Raw genomic sequence first — 23860 nt, 5'->3', positions numbered from 1 at the left:
TTGAGCCCGTCGCCCATACCTCTCTGTTCTTGATGATTCCCACTAGTGCGTTGGCGTTTGTGTAGTGGTAAAGTGTCGATGCGTCTGTATCCTTATTTTCGTGGTTCACGCTTTGTTGTCCTCTTGATCATTTGGCGAACTGCGTCGGACGTGGCTGGCTCCGATGAAATAGGCGGCACTCAAATTGGCGAGTGCGCGATGCTGCTTACGACACGGCGACCGTAGCGGCAGTCGTGCCAAGCAAGATCAATGCGATCCCGAGGGCGATGATTGCCGCGTTCGCAAGACCGTACTTCCAGCGAGCCACCTGCGCATTCGCATGTGCTTGGCGAGCAATGTCGTCAGTCAGCAGCTGCGAGTCTCCCGTTAGCGCTTGTAAAGACGCGCTGTATGAGCTGCCGTCGTTCTTACCGAAGTGCTTCGCGATATTCTCGAAGTAGAGCAGGCTCTTAATAGAGGTCTCTTGTTGAGACCGTTTCCCACGAATGAGTTGTAGACGCGGCAATAATGCCAAGAGCGCCACTAGCGCGGCAATGGCCAGCGCTACGCCGCACCCTGCTTCGATGATCACCAGCCATATTTCTGGCTCATGCTGTCCAATCGCGAGGTTATAGAGGACGCCGCTTGAGACCCCGGTTGCTGCGAGTGTCGCCGCTGTCTTGGCCTCAGCGTGCCTGATCCAGTCATTCACGAGTTGAAGAGTTTTCCACGCATGTTCAGGCTGCGGCTCATTGGGTTCGGTGTCGTCTGTCGACGTCCAAGTGAGTTTCGCTTGCTGATTTGCCCGTCGGTGCCTCATCAGCGGCGTCGAAGTCCGAAGCGGCGATTCCGCAGATCAATCCGCTCTGTCTGCGCTTTCGCCCGAACTGCGTCTGCAAACTTCTGATTGTGGAGCGTCACCTTTGCTTCATTTGCGTCGTCACGACTCTTTTTCCCGGCAATAATCGCATTTACGTATTCTTCGCCATGCACCGTGCACCAGGTCGAGCCCAGACGTCGTCCGTAGCGCTCATTGTTCGTTTCAGGAATCTTCTCGATAGTCGTGTCGCTCCAGAGCGAGGCTCTCGGCCCATCGCCGCAAGGACAGCTCAGCGCAAGGTAATCGTTGTTCTCGACGCGGTCCCAAACGGACCCTGCGACGATCAGCTCGTGGCGGTCGGCTTGTTGGGCGGCTTTGGTGGCAAAATTGACTGGCGTGCCGGCCCATACAGGTTCTTGTTCTGACTCGTTTCGAGGTGTGCCTACGCGTTTCACAAGGACCCGTCCGCTCGCTACTCCGACCTTGAAGCCGGTCGGATGCTCGTCAGCATGGGCGGGCCATTTCTTCTCCAGGCGCGTTACTAGATGACGCTCGCTGAAGGTCTTAACGGTAATGGCAGCGCACATCGCCCGTTCCAGGGGCTGCGGGCCCCAGAATAGCGCGAAAGCCCCGTCGCCCTGGATCGCAATGAAATCCGCTTTGAACCGGTTATAGATACTGACGGTCCCGCCGGTTGCTGCTTGATAAGTGCTCGCGGTGGATGCGGCGTGTTTGCCTGTCCCAAGATGGGTCGAGTTCTTGAGGTCAGACACCACTGCGACCACGTCTGGGATCTGGATCCACTTCCGAGCCTTAACGGGCAGCTCGGATACGTCGAATCCATCCGACCACTCTTTCACGGCTGGCTTCGAGGCAAACTCCTCGCGCGTTACATCGTCAAGTTCGTCCATCAGTGCGTCTAGTTGAAAATCATCGGCCATGTTTTCCCCAATCCTCTCGATCGATTATAGGGCCGACCTCCGACACTGGGTGGTGTCCCGCGGACTGCACGTGGGTCCTTGATGAAGCTTCTGACCAGGACGGACGCCAACTGCTACCCAGGTCCGGCAGCGTCTGGCCGAGGAACTGACCATGTTTCCACCGAGAGTACCTTCGAACCTTGAGGCTTATGCAAAATCCCCTCGCACACCCAGCGAACGAGCCTCTGACCAGGGCTTTTGTGAAGCCCTACCCGAATTTTGCATAAGCCTCTGTATAAGCCTCGATGAGCGACAACTTCATGCGGGACTCAATGATCGAACGTCGAACGAAGCCGAGCAGGCAAGGACACCAAGAACCTCGCCGCACGACCAACTCCTGGTCCAAGAAACGTTGCGCAGCTCACCGTATGACGTACACAGCGAACGTGATGCGGCGGGCCTTGGCGGCTTTTGCCTCCTGCGAGGTCGGCGCACAAACCTGTTCCCACTGACCATGACGGTGTCGCTAAGAGATCGCCGTTGCGCTCGACCGCGTCAGGCTCGCGCGGTGCGACCGGCGGCGATCCCGACCCCGGCCGCAAGTGCCAGTTCGAGAGCCGCGACAGCCCCGACCACCAGCGGATCCGGCCCGACCTGCGCGAGCCGCCCCGGCCCTGCGGCCCCCGCCGAGAACCAGGCCAGTAGCCCGAGCAGCAGCCCGCCCACCACTCCACTGCCGGCGGCAGCCGCGGCGCCCCAGCGCAGCAGTGATCGGCCGTCGAGCGCCTCGAGCACGGCGCGACGCATGCGCCAGCCGGCGGCGAAGCCAGCCAGCACCGGCACGAGCAGACCAAGGAACCCGAGGGCCACATCGCCCTGCGGCAGCGCCGCGAGCACCGGGATCGACGGGATCGGTCCGAGCAGCGTGCCCGCCGGGCTCACGGCGGAGCCCGTTCCCAGCGCGAAACCTGGCCCGATCAGCCAGCTCGCGGCCCAGATCACGAGGTTGGGGACGAATGCCACTTGCCCCAGCGTCAGCGTGAACCCGCCGAGCGCCTCGCCGCCCAGTGCCTCGTACAGCGCGACGATGGCGGTGTAATTCGCGACCACAAGCACCGCGACCAGAACAGCCGCTGCGCCGATCACACCCGCGGCGGCCAGAGCACCGCCGCGCAGCGACGCGAGTATCAGGCCGGGTGCGGGCTCGGGGAGGCGGTGCAGAGACTCCGTGACGAACTCGCTGATCCGGTCCCCCTCGCCACTGCCTGCGGAGTGCAGCATCGCTCCGGTGAGTACGCCGAGCGCAAAGACCAGAGGCGGAAGCACCGTCCCTTGCACGGGGTCCACGGTTGCCGCGGAGTCCGAGGAGCTGAGCACGACGAGGAGCGCGAGGAAGAGGTAAGTACCGATCGCAACGAGGATTCCGATGGCGCGGAACGGCGACTCCTGCGCCCGCCTGCCCGTGCGCACGCCGAGGAACACGGTGAGCAGCGAAAAGGCCAGCGGTGCGATGGTCACGGCGAAGCGCTCCGTGCCCCCCGGCAGCCCCAGGGCTAGGGCGGAGTCGGGAGCCAGGCCCGCCTGCAGGTCGGCGCCATGACCGAGTAGCCAGACGTCGGCGGCGATGCGCCAGAACACGCCCCAGTCGACCGCAGTGTCGTACTGCACGGCCCAGAGGAGGGTGAGCGGGACAAGCGGAATCGCGATGCCGATCAGCGCCGAGAGCGCGGCGTCGAAGGCGGCGAGGAGGGCAACGGTGATCCGGTTCATGGGCCTGTCGAGCCTAGCGGCGCCTCACTCCGAGCCCGGTCAGAGGCGCGCCGCCCGGATGCCCTGTCCCCTCGTGTCGAGACGTGACAAGCGCCAGGGACCGACCGAGCGGGCGGGACGCGCAGACGGACGAGATCCCTTGCCGCGGCAGGCGATCTCGTCCGTTCGAGCGTCTCTCGCGACATTTCACGAGAGACGGAAGGTCCTACAGCGCCGCGTAGACCTCGCGGAGCAGGGCAGCCGTCTCGGACGGCGTCTTGCCGACCTTCACGCCCGCGGCCTCGAGGGCCTCCTTCTTGGCCTGCGCGGTTCCGGCCGAGCCGGAAACAATCGCGCCGGCGTGGCCCATCGTCTTGCCCTCGGGGGCGGTGAAGCCCGCGACGTAGCCGACGACCGGCTTCGTGACGTTCCCCCTGATGAAGTCCGCGGCGCGCTCCTCAGCATCGCCGCCGATCTCGCCGATCATCACGATCGCCTTCGTCTCCGGGTCGGCCTCGAACGCGGCGAGTGCGTCGATGTGCGTCGTGCCGATGACCGGGTCGCCGCCGATTCCGATGGCGGTCGAGAAGCCGAGATCGCGCAACTCGTACATCATCTGGTAAGTCAGGGTGCCCGACTTCGAGACGAGGCCGATCGGGCCCTTGCCGGTGATCGTCGCGGGGGTGATGCCCACGAGCGACTCGCCCGGCGTGATGATGCCGGGGCAGTTCGGGCCGATGATCCGGGTCTTGCCGCCCTTCTCCTGCGCGTACGCCCAGAACTCCGCGGAGTCCTGCACCGGGATGCCCTCGGTGATGACGACGAGGAGGCCGATCTCGGCGTCGATCGCCTCGATGACGGCGTCCTTCGAGAAGGCGGGCGGGACGAACGCGATGGAGACGTCGGCGCCGGTAGCCGCCATCGCCTCCTTCACGGTGCCGAAGACGGGGAGTTCGACATCGCCGTGGGTGACGGTCGTGCCGGCCTTGCGGGCGTTGACGCCGCCGACGACATTGGTACCGGCCTTGAGCATCAGTGCGGTGTGCTTGGTGCCCTCGCCCCCGGTGATGCCCTGGACGATGACCGTGGAGTCCTTGGTGAGGAAGATCGACATGCTTGTTCTCTGATTCCTTGAGTCGTCGGGTCCGTTACGCGGCGGCGAGTGCGGCGGCCTTGTCGGCGCCCTCGTCCATCGTCGCGGCGAGCGTGATGAGGGGGTTGGCAGCGGCCTGGAGGATCGCGCGGCCCTCCTCGACCTTGTTGCCGTCGAGGCGGACGACGAGCGGCTTGGTAGCCGAATCGCCGAGGATCTCGAGCGCCTGGAGGATGCCGTGGGCGACCGCGTCGCACGCGGTGATGCCACCGAAGACGTTGACGAAGACGCTCTTGACCTGCTCATCACCGAGGATCACGTCGAGGCCGTTCGCCATCACCTGAGCGGAGGCTCCACCGCCGATGTCGAGGAAGTTGGCAGGCTTCACGCCGTTGTGCTCCTCGCCGGCGTAGGCGACGACGTCGAGGGTGGACATGACGAGGCCTGCGCCGTTGCCGATGATGCCGACCTCACCGTCGAGCTTCACGTAGTTGAGATCGTTCGCCTTGGCCTTGGCCTCGAGCGGGTCGGCGGCGTCCTTGTCTTCGAGCGCGGCGTGCTCGGCGTGGCGGAAGCCGGCGTTCTCGTCGAGCGAGACCTTGCCATCGAGCGCAACGATGTCGCCCTCCTCGGTCAGCACGAGCGGGTTCACCTCGACGAGCGTGGCGTCCTCGCCGGTGTACACGTCGTACAGCTTCACCAGGACGGGGGCGACCTTGGCGATCAGCTCCTCCGGGAACTTCGCCGCGCGAGCGATCTCCTCAGCCTTGGCCGCATCGATGCCCTGGCCGGGGACGACCTCGACGCGTGCGAGCGCGTCCGGGCGCTCGACGGCGAGCTGCTCGATCTCCATCCCGCCCTCGTAGGAGGTGAGCGAGAGGTAGGAGCGGTTGGCCCGGTCCAGCAGCACCGAGAAGTAGAACTCGCGGTCGATCCGTGCACCGCCGGCGACCATGACGCGCTTCACCACGTGGCCCTTGATGTCCAGGCCGAGGATCGACTGCGCCGCAGAGAACGCGTCCTCGGGGGTCTTCGCGACCTTCACGCCGCCCGCCTTGCCGCGGCCGCCGATCTTCACCTGCGCCTTGACGACGGTGACGCCGCCCAGCTTCTCCGCTGCGGCGCGCACCTCCTCCGGCGTGTCGGCGACGATGCCCGGGAGCACGGGGACGCCGTACTTCTCGAACAGATCACGGGCCTGGTATTCGAAGAGATCCACGCTGCATTCCCATTCCGCGCCGAGCGCGCTTGCGTTTCGAGTTCGAGGTGGCCCGGACGACGCCGGAGTCTCGGCACTGTCCCTGGGCCGCCCTGAGTCTACTCCGCACCCGCCGGACGCTCCCCGTGCCGCTGCTCGGTGCCGGCCGCACGCCCGCCGAGCGCGGCCGCCGCCGCTGCGCCCTGCTGCGGCCGCGTAGCGTGGTCGCATGTCGTCGGTCTCAAGCACCCCGGACGTCTTCCGCGAGGGCGTGTTCCTGGTGGCGGGCGCGCGGGCGATCCTGCTCCAGATCGCGCACCCTGCCGTCGGCCAGGGAGTCGCCGACCACTCCGACTTCGTACGGCGTGCGGCACAGCGCTTGCACGGCACCCTCTCGTTCCTCTACGTCCTGCACTACGGCACGGCGGAGGACGTGCGCGCCGTCCGCCGCCGGGTCAACCGGGCACACGTCCCCGTCCGCGGACCCGGCTACACCGCGTTCGATCCGGAGCTGCAGCGCTGGGTCGCTGCGACCCTCACCCAGTCGATGCTGCAGCTGTACGAGGGCGCGTTCGGCGCGCTCACCGAGGAGCAGGCGGACGACATCGTGCGCCGCTCCGTCGTTGTCGGCGCGGCCCTGCAGATGCCCGAGGAGCTCTGGCCCGACTCCCGCGCCGCCTTCGACGCCTACTGGCGGCGCGAGCTGGGACGGCTCGAGGTCACGCCGGCCGCCCGCCGCGTCGCCCGCGACCTGCTCGGACCGGGCATCGCCGCCTGGTACCTGCGCCCGCTCGGCCCCTACCTCCGCCTGATGACCGCCGGGCTGCTGCCCGCCGAACTGCGCGAGCCGTTCGGTTTCCACTGGAGCGCGCGACAGGAGGCGCGGTTCGAGCGGGCGCTCGCGCGCACCTTCGCCGTCTACCGCCGCCTCCCCGCGGCCGTCCGCACAGCGCCGAGTCGCTACTACCTCGCCCAGGTCCGCCGCGACGCTCAGAAGCCGGCTACGACCTCCCAGCCCGCGTAGGCCGCGATCTCCAGTCCGAGCGCCTGCGCCGCCGCTCGCGCCTCGTCGACCCCGCGCTCATCGCGCACATCCACCGTGATCGGCACGCTGTCCCCGAACCCCGCGATCTCGACCCGCGCACTCGTCGGACCGCTGTAGAGAGGCACGTGCGCGTCCGCCGTCCGCGCTCCGACCACGCGCGACCCGGTCGCCTCCGCGATCACCGCCAGAGCGAACGGAGCGGTCACGACGGCGTTCGTATACAGCGTCACCTCACCGCGCATCCGCGCCTCCCGTCGTCCGACCCGCGGAGCCGGGCCGCAACACTTCGACTGTAGGCAGCGGCGGGCACCGTCCGCACCCCCTTCCGCCCGGCGCCCGGATGCGTGGTCCCCGCTCGCGCGCGCTGACCATCAGGTCGCATGGCTCGACGCGGCCCCTCGGCAGATCTACGGTGGAGCACCCGGCATCCGCCGTGGCGGTCAACGACGACTGGAGCCCCGATGAGCAGCACCGAACCCCGCACGGCCGAGGCCCCCGCCGCTCCCCCACCGCCGGCCGCCGGCATCGGCACCCTCTCCGTCGCGGCGATCCTCGCGGAGGCGGCACGGCGCACCCCCGACACGATCGCCGTCCGCGCTGGCAGCCAGGCCGTCGACTACGCGACTCTCTGGCGGCAGACCCGCGCCTATGCCGGAGCGCTGCGCGCTCGAGGGATCGGCCCGGGCGACCGCGTGGCGCTGCTGATCCCGAACGTCCCGGATTTTCCGCGCGGCTATTTCGCGGTGCTCGCGCTCGGCGCCGTGGTGGTCCCCGTGCACGCTCTGCTCAAGCACGACGAAATCGCCTATGTCCTTCGCGACTCCGGAGCCGCCGCGCTGATCTGCGCGGCCCCTCTGCTCGCCGAGGGCGCCGCGGGAGCGGATCTCGCCGGGGTGCCCGTGCTGAGCGTGATGGTGCCCGACGGCGCCGACTCACTCCCGCCGCGCCTGGAGGACCTCGCCGCCGCCGCGACCGCGATCGACGGCTACGTGCCCCGCTCCCCCTCCGACACGGCGACAATCCTCTACACCAGCGGCACCACCGGTCGCCCGAAGGGGGCGGAGGGGACGCACGTCGCGATCGTCTCGCAGTCGGACGTGCTTCTGATGAACACCTTCGACCTGCACCGCGGCGACGTGGTGCTGGGCGCGCTGCCGCTGTTCCACACTTTCGGGCAGGTCTGCGCGATGAACACGGCCTTCCGCACCGCCGCGACCGTCGTACTGGTGCCGAAGTTCGACGGTGATGCCGCGCTCGAGGCGATGATCGCCCACAGCTGCACAGTGTTCGAGGGGGTACCCACGATGTATGTCGCCCTGCTCGACGCGGCGACCCGACGCACGGACCGGCCGCCGCTGCGCTACGCGGTCTCGGGAGGCGCGGCTCTGCCCGTCGCCGTGATCGAGCGGTTCCGCGAGGTGTTCGGCGTCGAGATCTATGAGGGCTACGGGCTCACCGAGACGTCCCCGGTCGCCACCTTCAACCACGTCGGGGTTCCGCCCCGGGCGGGCACCGTCGGCACACCGATCTGGGGCGTCGAGGTCGAGGTCGCCCGGCCCGACGTCGCCGACCGCATCGAGCTGCTCCCGCGCGGCGAGCTCGGCGAGATCGTGGTCCGCGGTCACAACCTGATGAAGGGCTACCTCGGCAATCCGGCGGCTACCGCGGAGGCTGTCGTCGACGGCTGGTTCCGCACTGGTGACCTGGGCACGAAGGACGACGAGGACTACGTCCGCATCCTGGACCGGACGAAGGACATGATCATCCGCAACGGCTACAACGTGTACCCGCGGGAGGTCGAGGAAGTGCTGATCGGGCACCCGGCTGTGCAGAACGCAGCGGTCTTCGGCATCCCGGACGAGCGTCACGGCCAGGAGGTGATGGCCGCGGTGATCCTCGCCCCGACCGCGACCGCCACGGCCGAGGAGCTGATTGCCCACGCGAATGAGCACCTCGCGGCGTTCAAGTTCCCGCGCCGCATCGAGTTCGTCGACGCGCTCCCCCTGGGCCCGAGCGGCAAGGTCCTCAAGCGCGACCTCGTCGCCCGCTACACCGGCTGACCCTCCCCGCGAGATGCCACTTGAGTACGCCCGGCACGGCGTGTCGCGCACGTAAGTGGCATCTCGCGGGGCTGCCGAGGGAGGGGAGGGCGGGGGTTAGGCGAGGAGGGACCAGACGGTCCAGGCAAGGAGGGTGCCGACGGCGGCACCGGCCAGCACCTGGGCGGGGGTGTGCGCGTCGAGGTGCACTCGCGACCAGAGCACCCAGAGCACGATCGGCACGCTGATCAGCAGGGAGAGCGGGCCGTAGCCGATCAGTACGACGACGGCGCAGGTCGCGACGACCGCCGCGTGCCCGGACAGCTTCCACACGAGATTGACCAGGCCGACGGCGAGCACCACCGCCACTGTCACCACGCCGAACGTCGTCACCGCCACGGGAGCGCCGAGCAGCGCGAGAAGCACCAGCCCGACCGCGATCGAGACCAGCGCCAGTCCGATCGGCAGCGCCCGCTCGCGCCGGTCCGGGATGTGGTGGTCGCCGTGGATCCGCCCGCTGCGCAGCAACAGTCGGATGAACAGGTAGGGCACCGCCCCCACGAAGAGCGCCGCCAGCGCGCCCCACGCGACCCCGAGCAGAGGGGGATCCGCGACCCGCGCCCCGACCACGACCGGCACGATGACCGCGAGGACCGCCGGTGAGAACGCCTCCGTCGCGAACCGCGCCGCCGCGGTGCCGCCCACCACCGGGCTAGATCTTCTCGATCGGCGCGACTTTGATCAGCAGCTTCTTCGCCCCGACCTGATCGAAGAGCACGTGCGCGACTCGCTTCGAGCCCTCGCCGGTCACCGCATTCACACGCCCCTCGCCGAAGTCGGTGTGCCGGATGCGGTCGCCGGCGATCAGCTCGAGGTCGCCGTTGTCGCGCACCATTCCCGTGATCCGGTTGGGGAATTCGCCCTTCGCCTTCGGAGCCGCGGCGAGCGCCTCCCGAAACTCCGTATTCGAGCGCGACCGGCCAAAACCGGGCCGTTGCGCATTGAGCGCCCGGGGTTGAGTGCCGCCCCGCGAGGTCGCCGCGCCCGGCGACTGCCGCCACTGGATCAGCTCCCCGGGGATCTCGTGCAGGAACCGGCTCGGCATCGCGACCGAGGTCTCGCCGTACTGGGCGCGAGTCATCGCGAGTGAGAGAAAGAGCCGCTTGCGGGCACGGGTGATGCCCACGTAGAACAGCCGCCGCTCCTCCGCCGGGCCGCCCGGCTCGTTGGCCGAGATGCGGTGCGGCAGGAGGTCCTCCTCGATACCGGTGAGGAACACGGCGTCGTACTCGAGGCCCTTGGCCGTGTGCAGGGTCATCAGGGAGACGGTACCGGAGTCGTCGTCGAGCTCGTCGGCCGCGGCGACCAGGGAGACCTCGGTGAGGAAGTCGACCAGTCCGCCGTCGGGGTTGTTGCGCGCGAACTCCCTGGTGACCGCGATCAGCTCGTCGACATTCTCGGCGCGCGCCTCGTCCTGCGGGTCGCGGCTCGCGCGGAGCATATCGAGGTATCCGCTGCGGGTGAGTAGCGCCGTCAGCACCTCGTGCACCTTCGCCTCGCCGCCCTCCCGGGCGGGGTCGAGCATCAGCGCGCACTCGTCGAGGAGAGTCGCGAGATCCACGATCGCCTTCGTCACCTTCGGGCCCATCCCGAGCGAGCCGGCGTTGCGCATCGCCTCGCGCAGGGTCACCGCGTTGGTGTCGGCGAACGACTGCAACTGCGCCTGGGTCGCCGGGCCGATGCCGCGCTTCGGGGTGTTCATAATGCGCCGCAACGCAAGAACATCGGCCGGGTTCGCGACGGCGATCAGATACGCCAGCGCGTCCTTGATCTCGGCACGCTCGTAGAACTTGGTTCCGCCGAGGATCCGGTACGGCAGTGCCGAGCGGATGAAGATCTCCTCGAGCGCCCGGGTCTGAGCGTTGGTGCGGTAGAAGACCGCGATCTCGTCATAGCCCGTGCCCGCCGCGTGCAGGCGTGCAATTTCGTCGACGACGAACTGCGCCTCGTCGTGACCGGAGTACCCGGTGTAACCGACGATCTTCTCGCCGTCGCCGCTGGAGGACCACAGGTTCTTCGCCCGTCGGTCGAAATTGTTCGAGATGACGGCGTTCGCGGCCGAGAGGATGTTCTGCGTCGAGCGGTAGTTCTGCTCGAGCAGGATCACGCGGCAGCCCGGGAAGTCGCGCTCGAATTCGACGATGTTGCGGATATCGGCCCCGCGGAACGCGTAGATCGATTGGTCGGAGTCGCCGACGACGGTCAGCGAGGCCCCCGGGATCGAGCCGTCGGCCGTGACCGGGCCCCGATAGGGCCGGTCGAACCGGGCCGCCGAGATGGTCGCCGGCGGAACGGGACGGGTGAGCTCGTGGATCAGCGAGTACTGGGCATGGTTCGTGTCCTGATACTCATCGACCAGCACGTGCCGGAAGCGGCGCTGGTACTTCGCGGCGACGTGCGGAAAAGCCCGGAAGAGGTAGACCGTCTGCGCGATCAGGTCGTCGAAGTCGAAGGCATTCGCTCCTTCGAGCGCCCGAGAGTAGGCCCGGAAGACCTGGAGAAACATCTCTTCATTCGGGTCGCTGAGGTTCGCCGTCCGCGCGTAGGAGTCGACGTCGGCCAGCTCGTTCTTGAGCTTCGAGATCTTCGCGGAAGCGCTCGCCACGGTGATCCCGAGCGAGTCGGCCTCCAGGTCTTTCACGATGCGCTTGAGCAGCGCCCGCTGATCTCCCGAGTCGTAGATCGTGAACGAACCGGTCATGCCGAAGTTCTCGGCCTCGCGGCGCAGGATCCGCACGCACGCGGAGTGGAACGTCGAAATCCACATTCCCTCGGCGCTCTGCCCCACCAGCTTCTCGACGCGCTCGCGCATCTCGGCCGCGGCCTTGTTGGTGAAGGTGATCGCGAGGATCTGACTCGGCCACGCCTCGCTGTTGCCCAGGAGGCTCGCGATGCGCCGCGTCAGCACGCTGGTCTTGCCCGACCCCGCCCCCGCGACGATCAGTAGGGCGTCCCCGCGGTACTCGACCGCCTCGCGCTGCTGGGGGTTCAGCCCTGCAACCAACTGCTCGTGCGCCGGGTCGACGCGGGGCGCCTCCGCGGGGCCGCCGGGGGGACCGACGATGACCGGGGTGGCGCGGGAGTCGCTCGGATCGAAGAGAAAGCTCATGTCCCTCCGAGTGTAGATCGCCCCTCCGACACCGGGACCGGGTCAGGCGCTCCGCGGCCGCGGCACGGACGAGGTGAGCGCCCCGCCGACATCCAGACCGCGCCAGGCAAGCGAGAAGCCGAACACGGCGAGCGTCGAGGTCGATACCGCCAGCAGCTGCAGCAGGGCGAAGGCGGTGAGGTCTTTCGTGTCATCCGGGTAGTACTGGATGCCCTGCACCGCGAGCGCCGCGAGCAGCACCACCACGACCACCGAGCACGCCAGGAGCAACCGGTTCACGCCGCGTCGCGGGTGCTTGCGCGGCGCCCGGCCCACTTGGGCACGCGTCGTCAGCCATGCGCAGGCCACGGAGGCGGACGCGAGCGCGACGAGGTCGGCCCCCAGGACATCGCTCGCCCGATGCCAGGACGCGGCCATCGTCAGATTGCCGACCAGCACGACGACCGCTCCGCCCAGCGCGAGCACGACGGTGCGAGCCCGGCCCGGCACCACCATCGCCAGGGCGAAGACGACCGAGACCGCCGCTGCGGTGTGCCCGCTGGGGAAGCTGCCGCCGGTGTACCAGGCGTCGGTGTCGACCAGCTCGGGCCGCTCGAGCACCACGTTCTTCAGCAGCTGAGTGAGACCGGCGGTGACCACGATGGAGCCGACGGACGCGACAGCCAGCGCGGGCCGCCGCCGGATCAGCGCGATCGCCGCGACGAGCAGCGCGCCGACGACCATCGAGAGGGGAGTGACGTCGGCCAGGGCTCCCGCCGCGGTGCCGGTGGCCCGGCCGAACACGAGATCGGCCCCGCGGAGCCCCGAGTTCTCTACGCCCTGGCCCTGCGGAGTGAGGACGGCGAGCCAGTAGACAGCGGCGACACCGATTGCGGCGAGGACGCCGGTGGTGATCCAGCGGCGGGTGATGCGGTCACGGGTGGACACGGGCCTCCTCTCGAACGGGAGTTGCGGGCATAGTGTCTCGATGATGTCAGCGCAGGCTCCGCATCCGCCCGTCGCGCGCCGGAGGTCCCGCGATTCACGCCGCGCGTGCGCTCAGCCGCGGCGCCGGCGCTCCAGCTCGGCGGCTCGCGCCTCGATCGCGAGGTCGGGCTGATCGGCGAAGACGCCGTCGACTCCGCAGCGGAGGATCATCGCGAATTCCTCCTGCCAGGCACCGAACTCCGCCGGATCCTTTCCGCGACGGTGCACTTTCTCGAGGAAGCGGTTCTCGGCGCGCAGGGTCCAGCAGTAGACCTCGAGCCCGGCGTCGTGGGCGTCCGCGACCAGCCGACCCGCCCCGGTGGCCCGTCCGGCCGCGTCACGGGAGAAAAGCATCTTCTTATCGACGCTGATTCCGTCGACGACACCGACGAGAGTGCGCAGCCCCGCCGGTGTGGTGAAGGCGGAGTAGGGAGTCGCCGCGGCGCCGTGGGCGGCGACCAGGTCGGGCGGGGCTCCTCGCGACTCGAGCAGGTAGACGCGGCGGGTGCCGACTCCGCTCACCGCGAGCCGCTCCAGCACGCTCTTCTCGAAGCTCTCGATCGTGAGCCGCGGATCGCGCGGACCCCAGCCCGCCGCAGCGAGCTCCTCGCGCACCAGCACGTCGAGCGGCAACCCGATCCCCGCGAAGTAGGTCGCGTGCTTGATCTCGGCCACGAGCCCCGGCGGCGCGAGTGGATCATCCTCGGCCGCCCGGTCCAGAAGCGCCAGCAGCTCGCTGAAGCGCAGCAGGGGGAACTGCCCGTCGAAGGTGGCGCTGGAGGGGCGCACCGCAGGCAGCCGCTCGCGGGCGCGCAGCACCGAGAGCTCGTCCCAGGTGAAGTCTTCGGTGAACCAGCCAGTCAGCTTGCGGCCGTCGATCCACTTGGTGGTGCGCCGCGAGGCGAACTCCAGGCGCCGCTCCACGTCGGTCGTGCCCGAGATCTCGTTCTCGTGCCGGAGGAGCAGAACGCCGTCGCGAGTGGCCACGAGATCGGGCTCGAGCGCGTCGGCGCCGAGCGCGAGCGCCAGCTCGTAGGCGGAGCGGGTGTGCTCGGGGCGGTAGCCGCTCGCGCCTCGGTGACCGATGACGAGCGGGGACGGGCGCGCGGGCATGCGGGCATCCTACGGGCGGCCTGATACGTCTCGCAGCGGAGTCGAGGTCCGCTCGAAGAGAACAGCCAGACTCTGAGAGGCGCTCTCAGATAAGGTGGTGGCCATCGTCGCGGTTCTTTCGGGAACGAGCGGCGCACCCCGCACCCACAGCGACTCAGATCCGCGAGTTCCTTCGGAGACCAGCGCACCTGAGAGAAGAGGAACCATGGCAAGCAACAACCCGGCCTTCGGACGCCCGGAGTTCAGCAACCGCGGCTACGCCGGCCGCGTGCAGGACCTCCCGGACGTCTTTCCCGGCACCCTCGACCAGATGTACAGCCGTCCGGCCGCCGGGTCGGTCGAGACCGATCGGATGACCGTCGAAGACACCCTCGCGAAGACGGCGCTCGCCTTCGTCGTGCTCCTCGCGGGTGCCGCCGTCGGCTGGTTCGTCCCGCAGCTGATGCTCCCGGCCGTGCTCGTCGCACTGGTCCTGGGCATCGTGAACGCGTTCAAGAAGATTCCGTCGCCCGCACTGATCCTCGGCTACGCCGCGACCCAGGGCATCGGCGTCGGAGCGATCTCCCGCTTCTTCGAGACCAGGTACGAGGGAGCGGTCGTCCAGGCCCTCCTGGCCACCGTCATCGTGATCGGCGTCACCCTGGCGCTGTTCATGAACGGCAAGATCCGCACCTCGCCGAAGCTCAACAAGATCTTCTTCATCGGCATGATCAGCTACGCGGTCTTCTCGCTGGTCAATCTGGGCTTGGGCCTCTTCGGCGTCGGCGGTGGCTTCGGTCTGCGCACCGGCTTCATCGGCATCGTGATCGGCCTGATCGCCGTCGCGCTCGCCACCTACTCGCTCGTGATGGACTTCGAGTTCATCCAGCAGGGGGTGCGCAACCGCCTCCCCCGCATCTACGGATGGACCGGCGCCTACGGCATCCTTGTCACCGTCGTGTGGATGTACCTGGAGCTGCTGCGCCTCATCGCAATCTTCCGCGAGTAGCACGGCCCAGCATGTCCGACGGGCGCTCGACCTCTGGGTCGGGCGCCCGTCGTCGTCTGCGCTCCCCCGTCCGGCTCGCCGCCGCTCGACGTACTCTGCCCGCAGGCCTGGCACGATGGAGTAATGAGTGTCGCCGTCGGCTCCCGCGTCGTCGGCCTCGACGCCGCGCGCGGGCTGGCCGTACTCGGGATGTTCGCCGCCCATCTCGCACCGGTCGAGACCGAGATGCTCTGGAACGGACGCAGCTCGGTCCTCTTCGCCGTGCTCGCCGGAGTGTCGATCGGGTTGATGACCGCAGGCGCCGGACGGTCCCTGCGGCCCTGGCACGACACCGGATCGATCCTGCTCCGCGGGCTGTACCTCCTCGTCCTCGGCATCGCCCTCACGATGCTTGGAACGCCCATCGCGGTGATCCTGCCGCACTACGGAGTGATGTTCCTCGTCGCCGCGCTCCTCCTCTTCCTGCCCCGGGCGCTTCTAGCCGTGCTGGTCGCGGTGGCCGCGATCGCCGGGCCTCTCGCGGTCGATGCGCTGACCAGCGCCGGCGGCTCGTGGCTCTCGACGCTCTCGCCCGACGAGGCCCTCCTGGCCGCGCAGCCTCTGACCTGGCTCACCCAGTACTACCCGGTCCCGTCATGGCTGGCCTACGTGGTCCTGGGCCTCTTGATCGCGCGCTGCGACATCCGCTCTGCGACCACCCAGCGCTGGGTGGTCGTCGGCGGTGCCGTCTCGGTCGTGCTCGGCTACGGCGGCGGGCTGCTGCTCGGCGGTCCGGAGACAGTGGAGGCGCATGCGAGCACCACGGCCGAGCTGCTCGGCGCGGGCGGAGTCGCCTGCGTCGCCATCGGCGCGCTGACGGCCCTCCTGCAGCGGCTACCCCTCCTGGCCCGGGCCGCGACTCCGCTCACCGCCGTCGGCGCCATGCCGCTGACGATCTACTCGCTGCAGCTCGTCGCGCTGGCGGTCTACCTGGTGCCCTACGAGCCGTTCGACTTCGAGACGTGGCGCAGCTGGCCGCTGCTCGGAGTGTTCGCCATCGGCTCCCTCGCCGCCGCGCTCGTGTGGCGGCGCTTCGTGGGGCAGGGTCCGCTGGAGTGGCTGCTCGCGCGCGCGTCGCTGCTGCCGCGGGGTCAGCGCCCGGCGCTGAGTTAGGGTGGCCGGATGATCACGCGTCGCGAGGCCGCTCAGCGCCTCGACATCCCGCTCGAGATGGCGACGCGGCACGGCATCCCCATCCGCCTGTCGGAGGAGGAGTTCGCCGCCCTCGAACAGGATCCACCGCCCTGGCTGGTGCAGTCGCGAACGAATCGCACGGGCCGGCGTCCGGTGTGGGTGACGCTCGACTGCACCGTCTGCGGCCGCTCCGAGGCCGCCCGCCCGAAGAAGTGGTGGCCTGAGTTCACCTTCCTCGTCTGCGAGGACCACTCGTCGGCCTCCTGGCCGCACCACCCCGAAGGCCACCGCCGCGACGAGTACGACGGCATCGGCACCCGCTTCATCGGAGTCCTCGACACCCCCGCGTAGCCCTCCCCTCCCGGGTCGACACCGTGCGCCCCACCGCACGATTCGCAGGACACCGCACGATTCGCAGGACTCTGCGCGATTCGCAGGTCTCTGCACGTTTCGCAGGACACCGCACGATTCGCAGGATCGGCTCATTCCTCGGAGCACTTTTCGCCGCAGGATCCGCCTCCGCGGCCGAATCCCCTGCAAATCCCACCCGCGCCGGTCAAGGAGCGCCCCACGCACCCAAGTCCCCCTCCCGCCGACCCCCCGCGGGGCTACTCCCACTCGATGGTGCCGGGCGGCTTGGACGTCACGTCCAGCACGACCCGGTTCACTCCGCTCACCTCGTTGGTGATGCGGTTGGAGATGCGGGCGAGTAGGTCGTAGGGCAGGCGAGTCCAGTCGGCGGTCATCGCGTCCTCGGAGGAGACGGGGCGCAGCACGATCGGGTGACCGTAGGTGCGGCCGTCGCCCTGGACGCCGACGGAGCGGACATCCGCGAGGAGGACGACCGGGCACTGCCAGATCTCGGAGTCGAGACCGGCGGCGGTGAGTTCGGCGCGGACGATTGCGTCGGCGTCCTGAAGCAGGTCGAGCCGCTCCTGGGTGACCTCGCCGACGATGCGGATGCCGAGTCCCGGGCCGGGGAACGGCTGGCGTCCGACGATCGCCTCGGGGAGGCCGAGCTCTCGGCCGATGGCGCGGACCTCGTCCTTGAACAGAGTGCGCAGCGGTTCGACGAGCGCGAACTGCAGGTCCTCCGGGAGTCCGCCGACGTTGTGGTGCGACTTGATGTTGGCGGTACCGGTGCCGCCGCCGGACTCGACGACGTCGGGGTAGAGCGTGCCCTGCACGAGGAAGTCGATCGATTCGCCCTCACCCTTCGCCTCCAGCACGAGCGCTTCGGCAGCCGCCTCGAACGTGCGGATGAATTCGCGTCCGATGATCTTGCGTTTCTGCTCCGGGTCGCTGACGCCGGCGAGCGCGTCGAGGAACTGCTCGCGCGCGTCGACGGTGACCAGGCGGACACCGGTCGCGGCGACGTAGTCCTCCTCGACCTGGCGGCGCTCGTCCTTGCGGAGGAGGCCGTGGTCGACGAACACGCACGTCAACTGGTCGCCGATCGCGCGGTGCACGATCGCAGCAGCGACAGCGGAGTCGACCCCGCCGGAGAGACCGCAGATCACGCGGCCGGTGCCGACCTGCTCGCGGATCACGGCGACCTGGTCGTCGATCACGTTCGACGAGTTCCAGTCGGCGGGGATACCCGCGGCACGGTGCAGGAAGTTCTCGATCACGGCCTGGCCGTAGGCGGAGTGCTTGACCTCCGGGTGCCACTGCACACCGTAGAGGCGCCGCTCGTCGTTGCCGAAAGCGGCGACCGGGGTGGAGGTGGTGGAGGCGAGGACCTCGAACCCCTCGGGCGCCTGAGCGACCGAGTCGCCGTGGCTCATCCACACCGTCTGGTCAGCGGGCTGCTCCCCGAGGAGCACGCCGCCCTCGGTCGAGATCGCGGCGTCCGTCGCTCCGTATTCGCGCAGCCCGGTGTTAGCGACCTCGCCGCCGAGCGTCTTCGCCATCACCTGGAAGCCGTAGCAGATGCCCAGGACGGGAACGCCGAGATCGAAGATGGCCGGGTCGAGCTGGGGAGCGCCCTCTTCGTACACGCTCGAGGGCCCTCCGGAGAGGATGATGCCGACCGGAGACTTCGCCGCAATCTCGGCGGCCGTGGCGTTCGACGGCACGATCTCGGAGTAGACGTTCGCCTCGCGGACACGGCGGGCGATGAGCTGGGCGTACTGGGCGCCGAAGTCGACGACGAGGACGGGTTGCGCGGCGAGATGCGGCTGGGGAGCGGTGGGCTGCTCGCTAATGGGGGGCCTCCACGGAGTCGGACGGGGTCTTCGGGTCGGTGCCGGCGCTTCGGCGCTCGAGGTACTGCTCGACCTCGCGGGCGATGCGGGTCTCGACGAAGAAGGAGAGCGTCGGCACCACGCCGCCGAAAGCGATGAGTACGAAGCGGGCGAACGGCCAGCGCATCAGGCTCCACAGGCGGAAGTCGGCGAAGAGGTAGACGACATAGAACCAGCCGTGCGCGATCAGGATGCCGGTGGAGACGTTCGCGCCGGTGCCGCTCGACGCGTACTCGCCCCCGGGAACCTCGTACATCGGCGCGACGTGCAGCACGCCCTGCTGGCCGAACGCGAACAGCTCGAGGTGGAAGACGTACTTCAGGAGCATCTCGGCGCAGAGCAGGAGCAGCATCACGCCGGTGATGATCGAGGTCACCCGGTAGAAGCGCAGCGCGCTGCGGATAGCAGGGAACTGCGCAGGCTTGGGCTCGAGGGGCATGGCGACCAGTTTACGGTGCGGGGGCGGGCGCCTCGGCCCGAGCGCGCTCCTCGGCATCGAGCGCCTCCTCAGCCTCACGCTCCCAGGCGTCCTTGACCAGGCGGAACCAGAGGTAGAGGGCGAAGCCGGCGAACACGACCCACTCGATCGCGTAGAAGACGTTGAGCCAGTTCAGCGAGACGTCGCTGACCCGCGCCGGGGAGTCGATGGCCTCCAGGCCCGCGACTGGCTCGTTGACGACGACGTAGCCCTGGTAGACGTCCCGCGGCGGGTCCGGCCAGCGGTTCACGAGCGCGGGGATCGAGAGCGCGGTGAGCGTCATCGGATCACGGCCCTCGGCCGGCGCTTCCGCGGCCTCGTTCGCGACGAGGCGGCCGGAGAAGGAGGAGGGCGCCTGCTCGCGTCCGCTGTTCAGCGCGTCCGCGACGGACTGCGCCTGCGCCTGGTCCCGGGTCCAGCCGTACGCGAGCACCAGATCGGCTTCAGCGGTCCGGGTACGGGCGATCACCCACCAGCCGGGCTCCTCGCCGTTGAGGCGGCCACCGAGGATCTCAGCCCCGCCCGGCACGAACGCGGAGGAACCCTCCACGCGCTGGCCGTCGGCGGTGGCCGTGATCGAGCGGGAGGGGGTCGCGACCTCCAGAAGCGGAAGGGTCGTCTCCGATGCTCCGGAGTCCGGCGCGGCGGCCTCGACCGCACGCCCGACCTGCCACTGGCCCAGCCCGGCGAAGAGCCCGGCGATCAGGAGCGCGAGCAGCAGCGCGGCGATCCAGCGCGGGCGCCTGGCCACCTGCCAGAGCGTGCTCTGCGTCATTCGTCCCTCGTCCGACCTCGATCCGCCCGGTGTCCCGCGGGCCCCAGGAAGCCTAACCCGTGGGAGTGGGAGCCCCGTGGATCAGTAGTCCGGCTCCCGGGGGCGGCGGGGGCGGGAATCGTCGGCACCGTCGGACTGCTGCATCGCCTGGTCGATCAGGGCCTGCCGCATCGGATCGGGGAACTCGTCATCGAGCTCATCCGGCTCCGCGGGGCGTCTCGGAGCAGCGGAGGCCTCCTCGGCGGCGGCGACTGCGGGCGCGGCCATCGCGGCCTCCACGAGCGCGAAGTCCTCGTCGTCCATCGCCGATGTCGCCGCCGGTGCCGCGCGGTGCCTCCTGCGCGAGAGCAGCGCGCCGATGCTCTCGGAGCGTGAGGCCAGGATCGGGCCCACGATCGCCATGATCAGCACGTACAGGCCCGCGAAGGGTTGAATCCGCTCGTCGAGCCCTGCCGAGAGCGACAGCGTCGCGAGGATGAGCGCGAACTCACCGCGGTTGTGCAGGATGAACGCCGCATTCAATCCCGCCCGCGGCCCGAGCTTGTTCAGCCACGCGACGAACTGCCCGGCGCCGAGATTCAGCACGATCGTCATCACCGCGGCGATCAGCACCGGGACGACCACGCTCGGGAAGGCGCCCGGGTCGAGCCCCAGCCCGAAGTTGACGAAGAAGAAGGCGCCGAAGACATCGCGCAGCGGGATCGCGATGTGCTCGACGCGGGAGCGGAACCGCGTCGCTCCGATCACGAGGCCGATCAGGAACGCGCCGATCGCGTCCGTCACCCCGAGGACCTCGCCGATACCACCGAAAAGAAGGGCGAGGCCGAAGAACAGGATGGTGAACAGCTCGTCGTCGCGGGTGCGGAACACGCGCGAGACGACCTTCCCGCCCCAGCGGGCGACCGAGAACATCACGACGAGGAACGCGAACGCGATGAACAGCTTCAGCACGACCGGCCACGGCTCGGTCTCGCCCGAGAGCACGACGGACACGATCGCCAGGTACACCGCGATGAAGATGTCCTCGACCACGGTGACGCCCAGGATCATCGGCGTCTCGGGGTTCGCGAGGCGCTTGAGCTCGATCAACAGCTTGGTGACGATCGCACTCGAACTCGTGGCCGTGATGCCGGCGATGACCAGCGCCTCGCGACTCCCCCAGCCCAGTGCGAACCCGAAGCCGAGGCCGACAGCCATGTTGACCGCGATGTACGAACCGCCGGAGAGGATCAGCCGCCCGGCGTTGCCGAAGAACTCGTCCTGGTCGAACTCGAGGCCGAGAGTGAACAGCAGCAGGATCAGGCCGAAGACCGCAGTGAGTTCGATGTAGCTCGACTCGAAGTCGAGCGGAAAGAGGTGGAAGTTCGGACTCGCAAGGAGCCCGACGACCATATAGATCGGGATGGCCGGAAGTCCGATCGTCCTCCCCAGACGGCCCAGGACGTAGGCGACGACAAACAGGAGGCCGAGGACGATGAGGTCTTCGCCGTGGTGCATCCTCAGGCTCCGGGCGGGGCGTCGACCGTCTTGGCGAAGCTGCCGGTGCGGAAGAAGGCGAACGCCTTGGCGACCTTCTCGGGGCTGCCCGCGACCACGAGGGTGTCGCCCGGGAAGACGCGGAAGTCGGGGGCCGGCGCCGGGTTCGCGGCGTCCCCGCGGACGACGGCGACGACGGTGAGGCCGACGATCCCGCGGTCGGCGGGCTTGCCGAGCTGCTGACCGGCGATGTGGTCGTCGTAGTCGACGGTGAACCAGTCGATCGAGAGGCCGGGGATCTGGTCGAGCGCGGTCAGCGACTCCGTGATCTGCGTGCCGCCGAGCAGCTCGGCGAGCGTGTGCGCCTCGTCGTCGCTCAAGCGGAGCGACACCTTGGCACCGTCCTGGTCCCCCTCGGCGAAGGTGATCAAGTCGCTGTGCCCGGAGCGGTGCGCGATGACGCCGACCTTGCCACCGTCCGCGGTCAGGAACGTGTGCAGCACCCCGACACCGGGCAGTTTGACCCTGCGGACCTCGACCATGCGTGCTCCCTCCGCGCCGTGCGGCGCTCCCACTCGGGACTCCCAGCTTAGGCGCGCGTGCCTCCCTCCTGCCGAGGGAACCCCGACCCGTCCAGGGAGCCCGCTGATTGTGGCTGCCTCGGCGGTCCGGGGTTCCCTCGCTATCCACAGGGGGCGGGGGAGTTTCCACAGATTGAGGGGAGGGAGGTGACGGGGGCGGGAGGAAGGGGAGAGTGGGGGGATGAGTGCGGTGGAGATCTTCCGGGACGAGGGGTGCGGCCGGTCGGACGAGTTCGTGCGGCTACGCCGCGGGGTGTACGTGCGGGCGGACGAGTGGGCGAAAGCCTCGGTGGACGAGCGGCAGCGGGCGCGGATCGACGCAGTGGCCGCGACCTGGAGCGCGCCCTTCTTCCTCCGCGAGTCGGCTGCGGCAGTGTGGGGGCTCCCTCTGGTCGAACCACTCGCGGCGACCGTCCACGTCGAGGGAGCGACGGACGTCGGCAGCCGGACGCGGAACGGCGTCGCGGAGCATCGGAGCGCGCGTCTGCCCTCACTCGCACTGATCGACGGACTCGCCGTCTCCGACCTCGCGCAGACCGTCTTCGATCTGGCGCGGTTCTCCTCCTTCCGGCGCGCCGTCGTCGCGGCCGATCACGCCCTCCGCCTCGTCGACGACGACGGCTCGCCCCTGCTCAGACGAGAAGAGCTCCTGCGTCGGCACGCCGAGCTGCCGCCCGGTTCCCGGGGCCGCACGACGAGCGCCGCGGTGATCGCCTTCGCCGATCCCGCCTCTGAGACGCCGCTGGAGTCGATCAGCCGAGTGGCGATGCACCGTGGCGGATTACCCGCACCAGTCCTGCAACATCCTGTGCGCGACCATGATGGGCTCGCCGGAGTCGTCGACTTCTCCTTCGAGGAGGCGGAGGTGGTCGGCGAAGCGGACGGGGACCACAAATACTCCGACCCAGCGTTCCTCCGGGGTCGCTCCCCCGAGCAGGTGCTGCTGGCGGAGAAGCGCCGGGAGGATCGACTCCGCGCTCGCGTTCACGGCCTCGTTCGCTGGGGCTGGCGTGAGGCCTACGACACCCGCCCCCTGCTCGTCCGACTGGCCCGCGCTGGGGTGCGCCGCGTCGAGGGAACCTCCGGCCGTCGAGGGAACCCGCCGTTCGTGGCGGCCTCGACTGTGATGTCTCAGGACATGGGTGACGGTTGTGTCTCGGGACATGGGTGACGGTTGGTGTCTCGGGACATCGGTGACGGTGTGTGGGTGGCCATGAAGCCGCGGGGTTTGCCGTTGCCGATGTAGCGGGTGCCTTTGGGGGGTCGGGGGAAGGTCCCGAGGTGGGTGCCGTGGGCGTCGGTGACGGTGATGGCGTCGAGGTTCCAGGTGACGTGGACGGTCGTTCTGGCGTGGGCTTTGCCGATTTTGACGTGGGTGCTGGCCACTCCGATGACGCCGTTCGCGGTGACGGTTCTGGTCGCGGTTCCCGAGGTGTTCGTGAGCGGCTGGGGAAGGTCGGGGGCGGGAGCGGGTCGGGGCGGTTCGATGGGGTCGGTCGCGTTCCATGCCTGTTGCGGGGTGATCCGGCCGGGAAGGGCTTGGTGTCCGCGCTGGGTGTTGTAGATGTCATCGAACTCATCGACCTGCGTCTGTAGCTGGTCGAGGGTTGCGGCGAGGGGCTGTTTGTCGAGCCAACGGAACAGGGTCTGGTGGAAGCGTTCGTTCTTGCCCTGCGTGGTTGGTTTCCCGGGTTTCCCGGTGATCGCTTCGACGCCCAGCGCGGTGACGTAGTCGACGAGTTGGCCGCGGACGCCGCGCCGGGTCGGGTTCAGCGCGGCACCGTTATCGGAGAGGAGTTTCCGGGGTACTCCGCGCGCAGCGATCCCTTTGCGGACCACGGCCAGCGCGCCTTCCGTGGTTTCACCGGACGCGACGTGGGAGGCGACAGCGACGCGAGAGTGGTCATCGATGAGTTGGAAGATCACACACGTCCGGCCGCCCGTGAGCGCGTATTGGGTGGCGTCGAGTTGCCAGAGGCAGTTCGGCGCCGGATACACGAATCGGCGATACGCGGATCGGGGCTTCTTCTTCGGCTCGGGCACGATGAGCCT

The 23860-nt window shown here is 68.8% G+C and carries 21 protein-coding genes and 1 pseudogene; 6 read left to right on the top strand and 16 right to left on the bottom strand.

Features of this window, described 5'->3' with window-relative positions; all coding sequences use genetic code 11:
• Nucleotides 1-205 precede the first annotated feature (205 nt).
• The 5 genes from A6122_RS03470 to sucC form a co-directional block, all read right to left on the bottom strand.
• Nucleotides 206-799, bottom strand: a complete 594-nt coding sequence (locus tag A6122_RS03470) for a Pycsar system effector family protein (protein ID WP_472511575.1) — start codon at nt 797-799, stop codon at nt 206-208.
• Nucleotides 799-1740 carry a hypothetical protein gene (locus A6122_RS16360; protein WP_146085065.1) on the bottom strand — a complete coding sequence of 314 codons (942 nt, stop codon included), beginning with the start codon at nt 1738-1740 and terminating at the stop codon, nt 799-801. Before A6122_RS16360 ends, A6122_RS03470 begins: the two co-directional genes overlap by 1 nt.
• A gap of 534 nt (nt 1741-2274) precedes the next feature.
• Nucleotides 2275-3489: a cell division protein PerM gene (locus tag A6122_RS03465; protein WP_068251675.1), complete on the bottom strand. Its 1215-nt coding sequence runs from the start codon at nt 3487-3489 to the stop codon at nt 2275-2277.
• 205 nt (nt 3490-3694) lie between these two features.
• A complete protein-coding gene (gene sucD / locus A6122_RS03460) occupies nt 3695-4582 on the bottom strand; it encodes a succinate--CoA ligase subunit alpha (protein ID WP_068251673.1) in 888 nt (295 codons plus the stop codon).
• 34 nt (nt 4583-4616) lie between these two features.
• The gene (sucC, locus tag A6122_RS03455) at nt 4617-5780 is read right to left on the bottom strand and encodes an ADP-forming succinate--CoA ligase subunit beta (RefSeq protein ID WP_068251670.1); all 1164 of its coding nucleotides are present in this window, start codon (nt 5778-5780) and stop codon (nt 4617-4619) included.
• A 208-nt stretch (nt 5781-5988) separates the two neighbouring features.
• Here sucC and A6122_RS03450 point away from each other — a divergent pair, with 208 nt between their 5' ends.
• Complete coding sequence (locus A6122_RS03450) at nt 5989-6783, top strand: oxygenase MpaB family protein (protein ID WP_068251666.1); 795 nt, start codon at nt 5989-5991, stop codon at nt 6781-6783.
• Here A6122_RS03450 and A6122_RS03445 read toward each other — a convergent pair.
• Nucleotides 6750-7046, bottom strand: a complete 297-nt coding sequence (locus A6122_RS03445) for a Rossmann-fold NAD(P)-binding domain-containing protein (protein ID WP_068251663.1) — start codon at nt 7044-7046, stop codon at nt 6750-6752. The two genes, A6122_RS03450 and A6122_RS03445, sit on opposite strands and share 34 nt — an antisense overlap.
• 219 nt (nt 7047-7265) lie before the next feature.
• Between A6122_RS03445 and A6122_RS03440 the strand changes: the two genes are divergently transcribed.
• Nucleotides 7266-8864 carry a long-chain-fatty-acid--CoA ligase gene (locus tag A6122_RS03440; RefSeq protein ID WP_068251661.1) on the top strand — a complete coding sequence of 533 codons (1599 nt, stop codon included), beginning with the start codon at nt 7266-7268 and terminating at the stop codon, nt 8862-8864.
• A gap of 96 nt (nt 8865-8960) precedes the next feature.
• Here the strand turns inward: A6122_RS03440 and A6122_RS03435 are convergent, their stop codons facing one another.
• The 4 genes from A6122_RS03435 to A6122_RS03420 form a co-directional block, all read right to left on the bottom strand.
• Entirely contained in the window at nt 8961-9551 is a 591-nt protein-coding gene (locus A6122_RS03435; RefSeq protein WP_068251657.1) for a phosphatase PAP2 family protein, read from the bottom strand.
• A gap of 4 nt (nt 9552-9555) precedes the next feature.
• The gene (locus A6122_RS03430) at nt 9556-12012 is read right to left on the bottom strand and encodes an ATP-dependent helicase (RefSeq protein ID WP_068251654.1); all 2457 of its coding nucleotides are present in this window, start codon (nt 12010-12012) and stop codon (nt 9556-9558) included.
• Nucleotides 12013-12054: 42 nt separating this feature from the next.
• Nucleotides 12055-12939, bottom strand: coding sequence for a phosphatase PAP2 family protein (locus A6122_RS03425; protein WP_068251652.1), 885 nt, complete (start codon nt 12937-12939; stop codon nt 12055-12057).
• A gap of 111 nt (nt 12940-13050) precedes the next feature.
• A complete protein-coding gene (locus tag A6122_RS03420; protein ID WP_068251651.1) occupies nt 13051-14091 on the bottom strand; it encodes a glycerophosphodiester phosphodiesterase family protein in 1041 nt (346 codons plus the stop codon).
• Between the two features lie 205 nt (nt 14092-14296).
• Between A6122_RS03420 and A6122_RS03415 the strand changes: the two genes are divergently transcribed.
• The 3 genes from A6122_RS03415 to A6122_RS03405 all read left to right on the top strand — a co-directional run bounded on the left by A6122_RS03415 (nt 14297) and on the right by A6122_RS03405 (nt 16603).
• Nucleotides 14297-15079 carry a Bax inhibitor-1/YccA family protein gene (locus A6122_RS03415; RefSeq protein ID WP_068251650.1) on the top strand — a complete coding sequence of 261 codons (783 nt, stop codon included), beginning with the start codon at nt 14297-14299 and terminating at the stop codon, nt 15077-15079.
• Nucleotides 15080-15202: 123 nt separating this feature from the next.
• Entirely contained in the window at nt 15203-16231 is a 1029-nt protein-coding gene (locus A6122_RS03410) for a DUF418 domain-containing protein (protein ID WP_068251649.1), read from the top strand.
• Nucleotides 16232-16240: 9 nt separating this feature from the next.
• Nucleotides 16241-16603, top strand: a complete 363-nt coding sequence (locus tag A6122_RS03405) for a hypothetical protein (protein ID WP_068251647.1) — start codon at nt 16241-16243, stop codon at nt 16601-16603.
• Nucleotides 16604-16860: 257 nt separating this feature from the next.
• Here A6122_RS03405 and guaA read toward each other — a convergent pair whose 3' ends face one another.
• The 5 genes from guaA to A6122_RS03380 all read right to left on the bottom strand — a co-directional run bounded on the left by guaA (nt 16861) and on the right by A6122_RS03380 (nt 21769).
• Nucleotides 16861-18459, bottom strand: a complete 1599-nt coding sequence (gene guaA, locus A6122_RS03400; RefSeq protein ID WP_068251645.1) for a glutamine-hydrolyzing GMP synthase — start codon at nt 18457-18459, stop codon at nt 16861-16863.
• On the bottom strand, nt 18455-18937 hold the full coding sequence (locus tag A6122_RS03395; protein ID WP_068256941.1) for a DUF3817 domain-containing protein: 483 nt from the start codon (nt 18935-18937) through the stop codon (nt 18455-18457). Before A6122_RS03395 ends, guaA begins: the two co-directional genes overlap by 5 nt.
• A 10-nt stretch (nt 18938-18947) precedes the next feature.
• Nucleotides 18948-19751 (bottom strand): SURF1 family cytochrome oxidase biogenesis protein, encoded by an 804-nt coding sequence (locus A6122_RS03390; RefSeq protein ID WP_068251643.1) that lies wholly within the window; start codon nt 19749-19751, stop codon nt 18948-18950.
• A gap of 81 nt (nt 19752-19832) precedes the next feature.
• Entirely contained in the window at nt 19833-21248 is a 1416-nt protein-coding gene (locus A6122_RS03385) for a cation:proton antiporter (RefSeq protein ID WP_068251641.1), read from the bottom strand.
• Nucleotides 21249-21250: 2 nt separating this feature from the next.
• Complete coding sequence (locus A6122_RS03380; protein ID WP_068256939.1) at nt 21251-21769, bottom strand: cation:proton antiporter regulatory subunit; 519 nt, start codon at nt 21767-21769, stop codon at nt 21251-21253.
• Between the two features lie 220 nt (nt 21770-21989).
• Between A6122_RS03380 and A6122_RS03375 the strand changes: the two genes are divergently transcribed.
• A complete protein-coding gene (locus A6122_RS03375) occupies nt 21990-22979 on the top strand; it encodes a hypothetical protein (RefSeq protein WP_068251638.1) in 990 nt (329 codons plus the stop codon).
• Here A6122_RS03375 and A6122_RS17660 read toward each other — a convergent pair.
• Nucleotides 22940-23845, bottom strand: a pseudogene (locus A6122_RS17660) (integrase core domain-containing protein); the annotation flags it as partial. The gene A6122_RS03375 and the pseudogene A6122_RS17660 overlap by 40 nt on opposite strands.
• Nucleotides 23846-23860: the final 15 nt, after the last annotated feature.

The organism is Rathayibacter tritici (assembly GCF_001641005.1).
Lineage (GTDB): Bacteria > Actinomycetota > Actinomycetes > Actinomycetales > Microbacteriaceae > Rathayibacter > Rathayibacter tritici.
The sequence above is the reverse complement of the archived record's forward strand: the minus strand, read 5'-3'. Positions and strand labels throughout refer to the sequence as shown.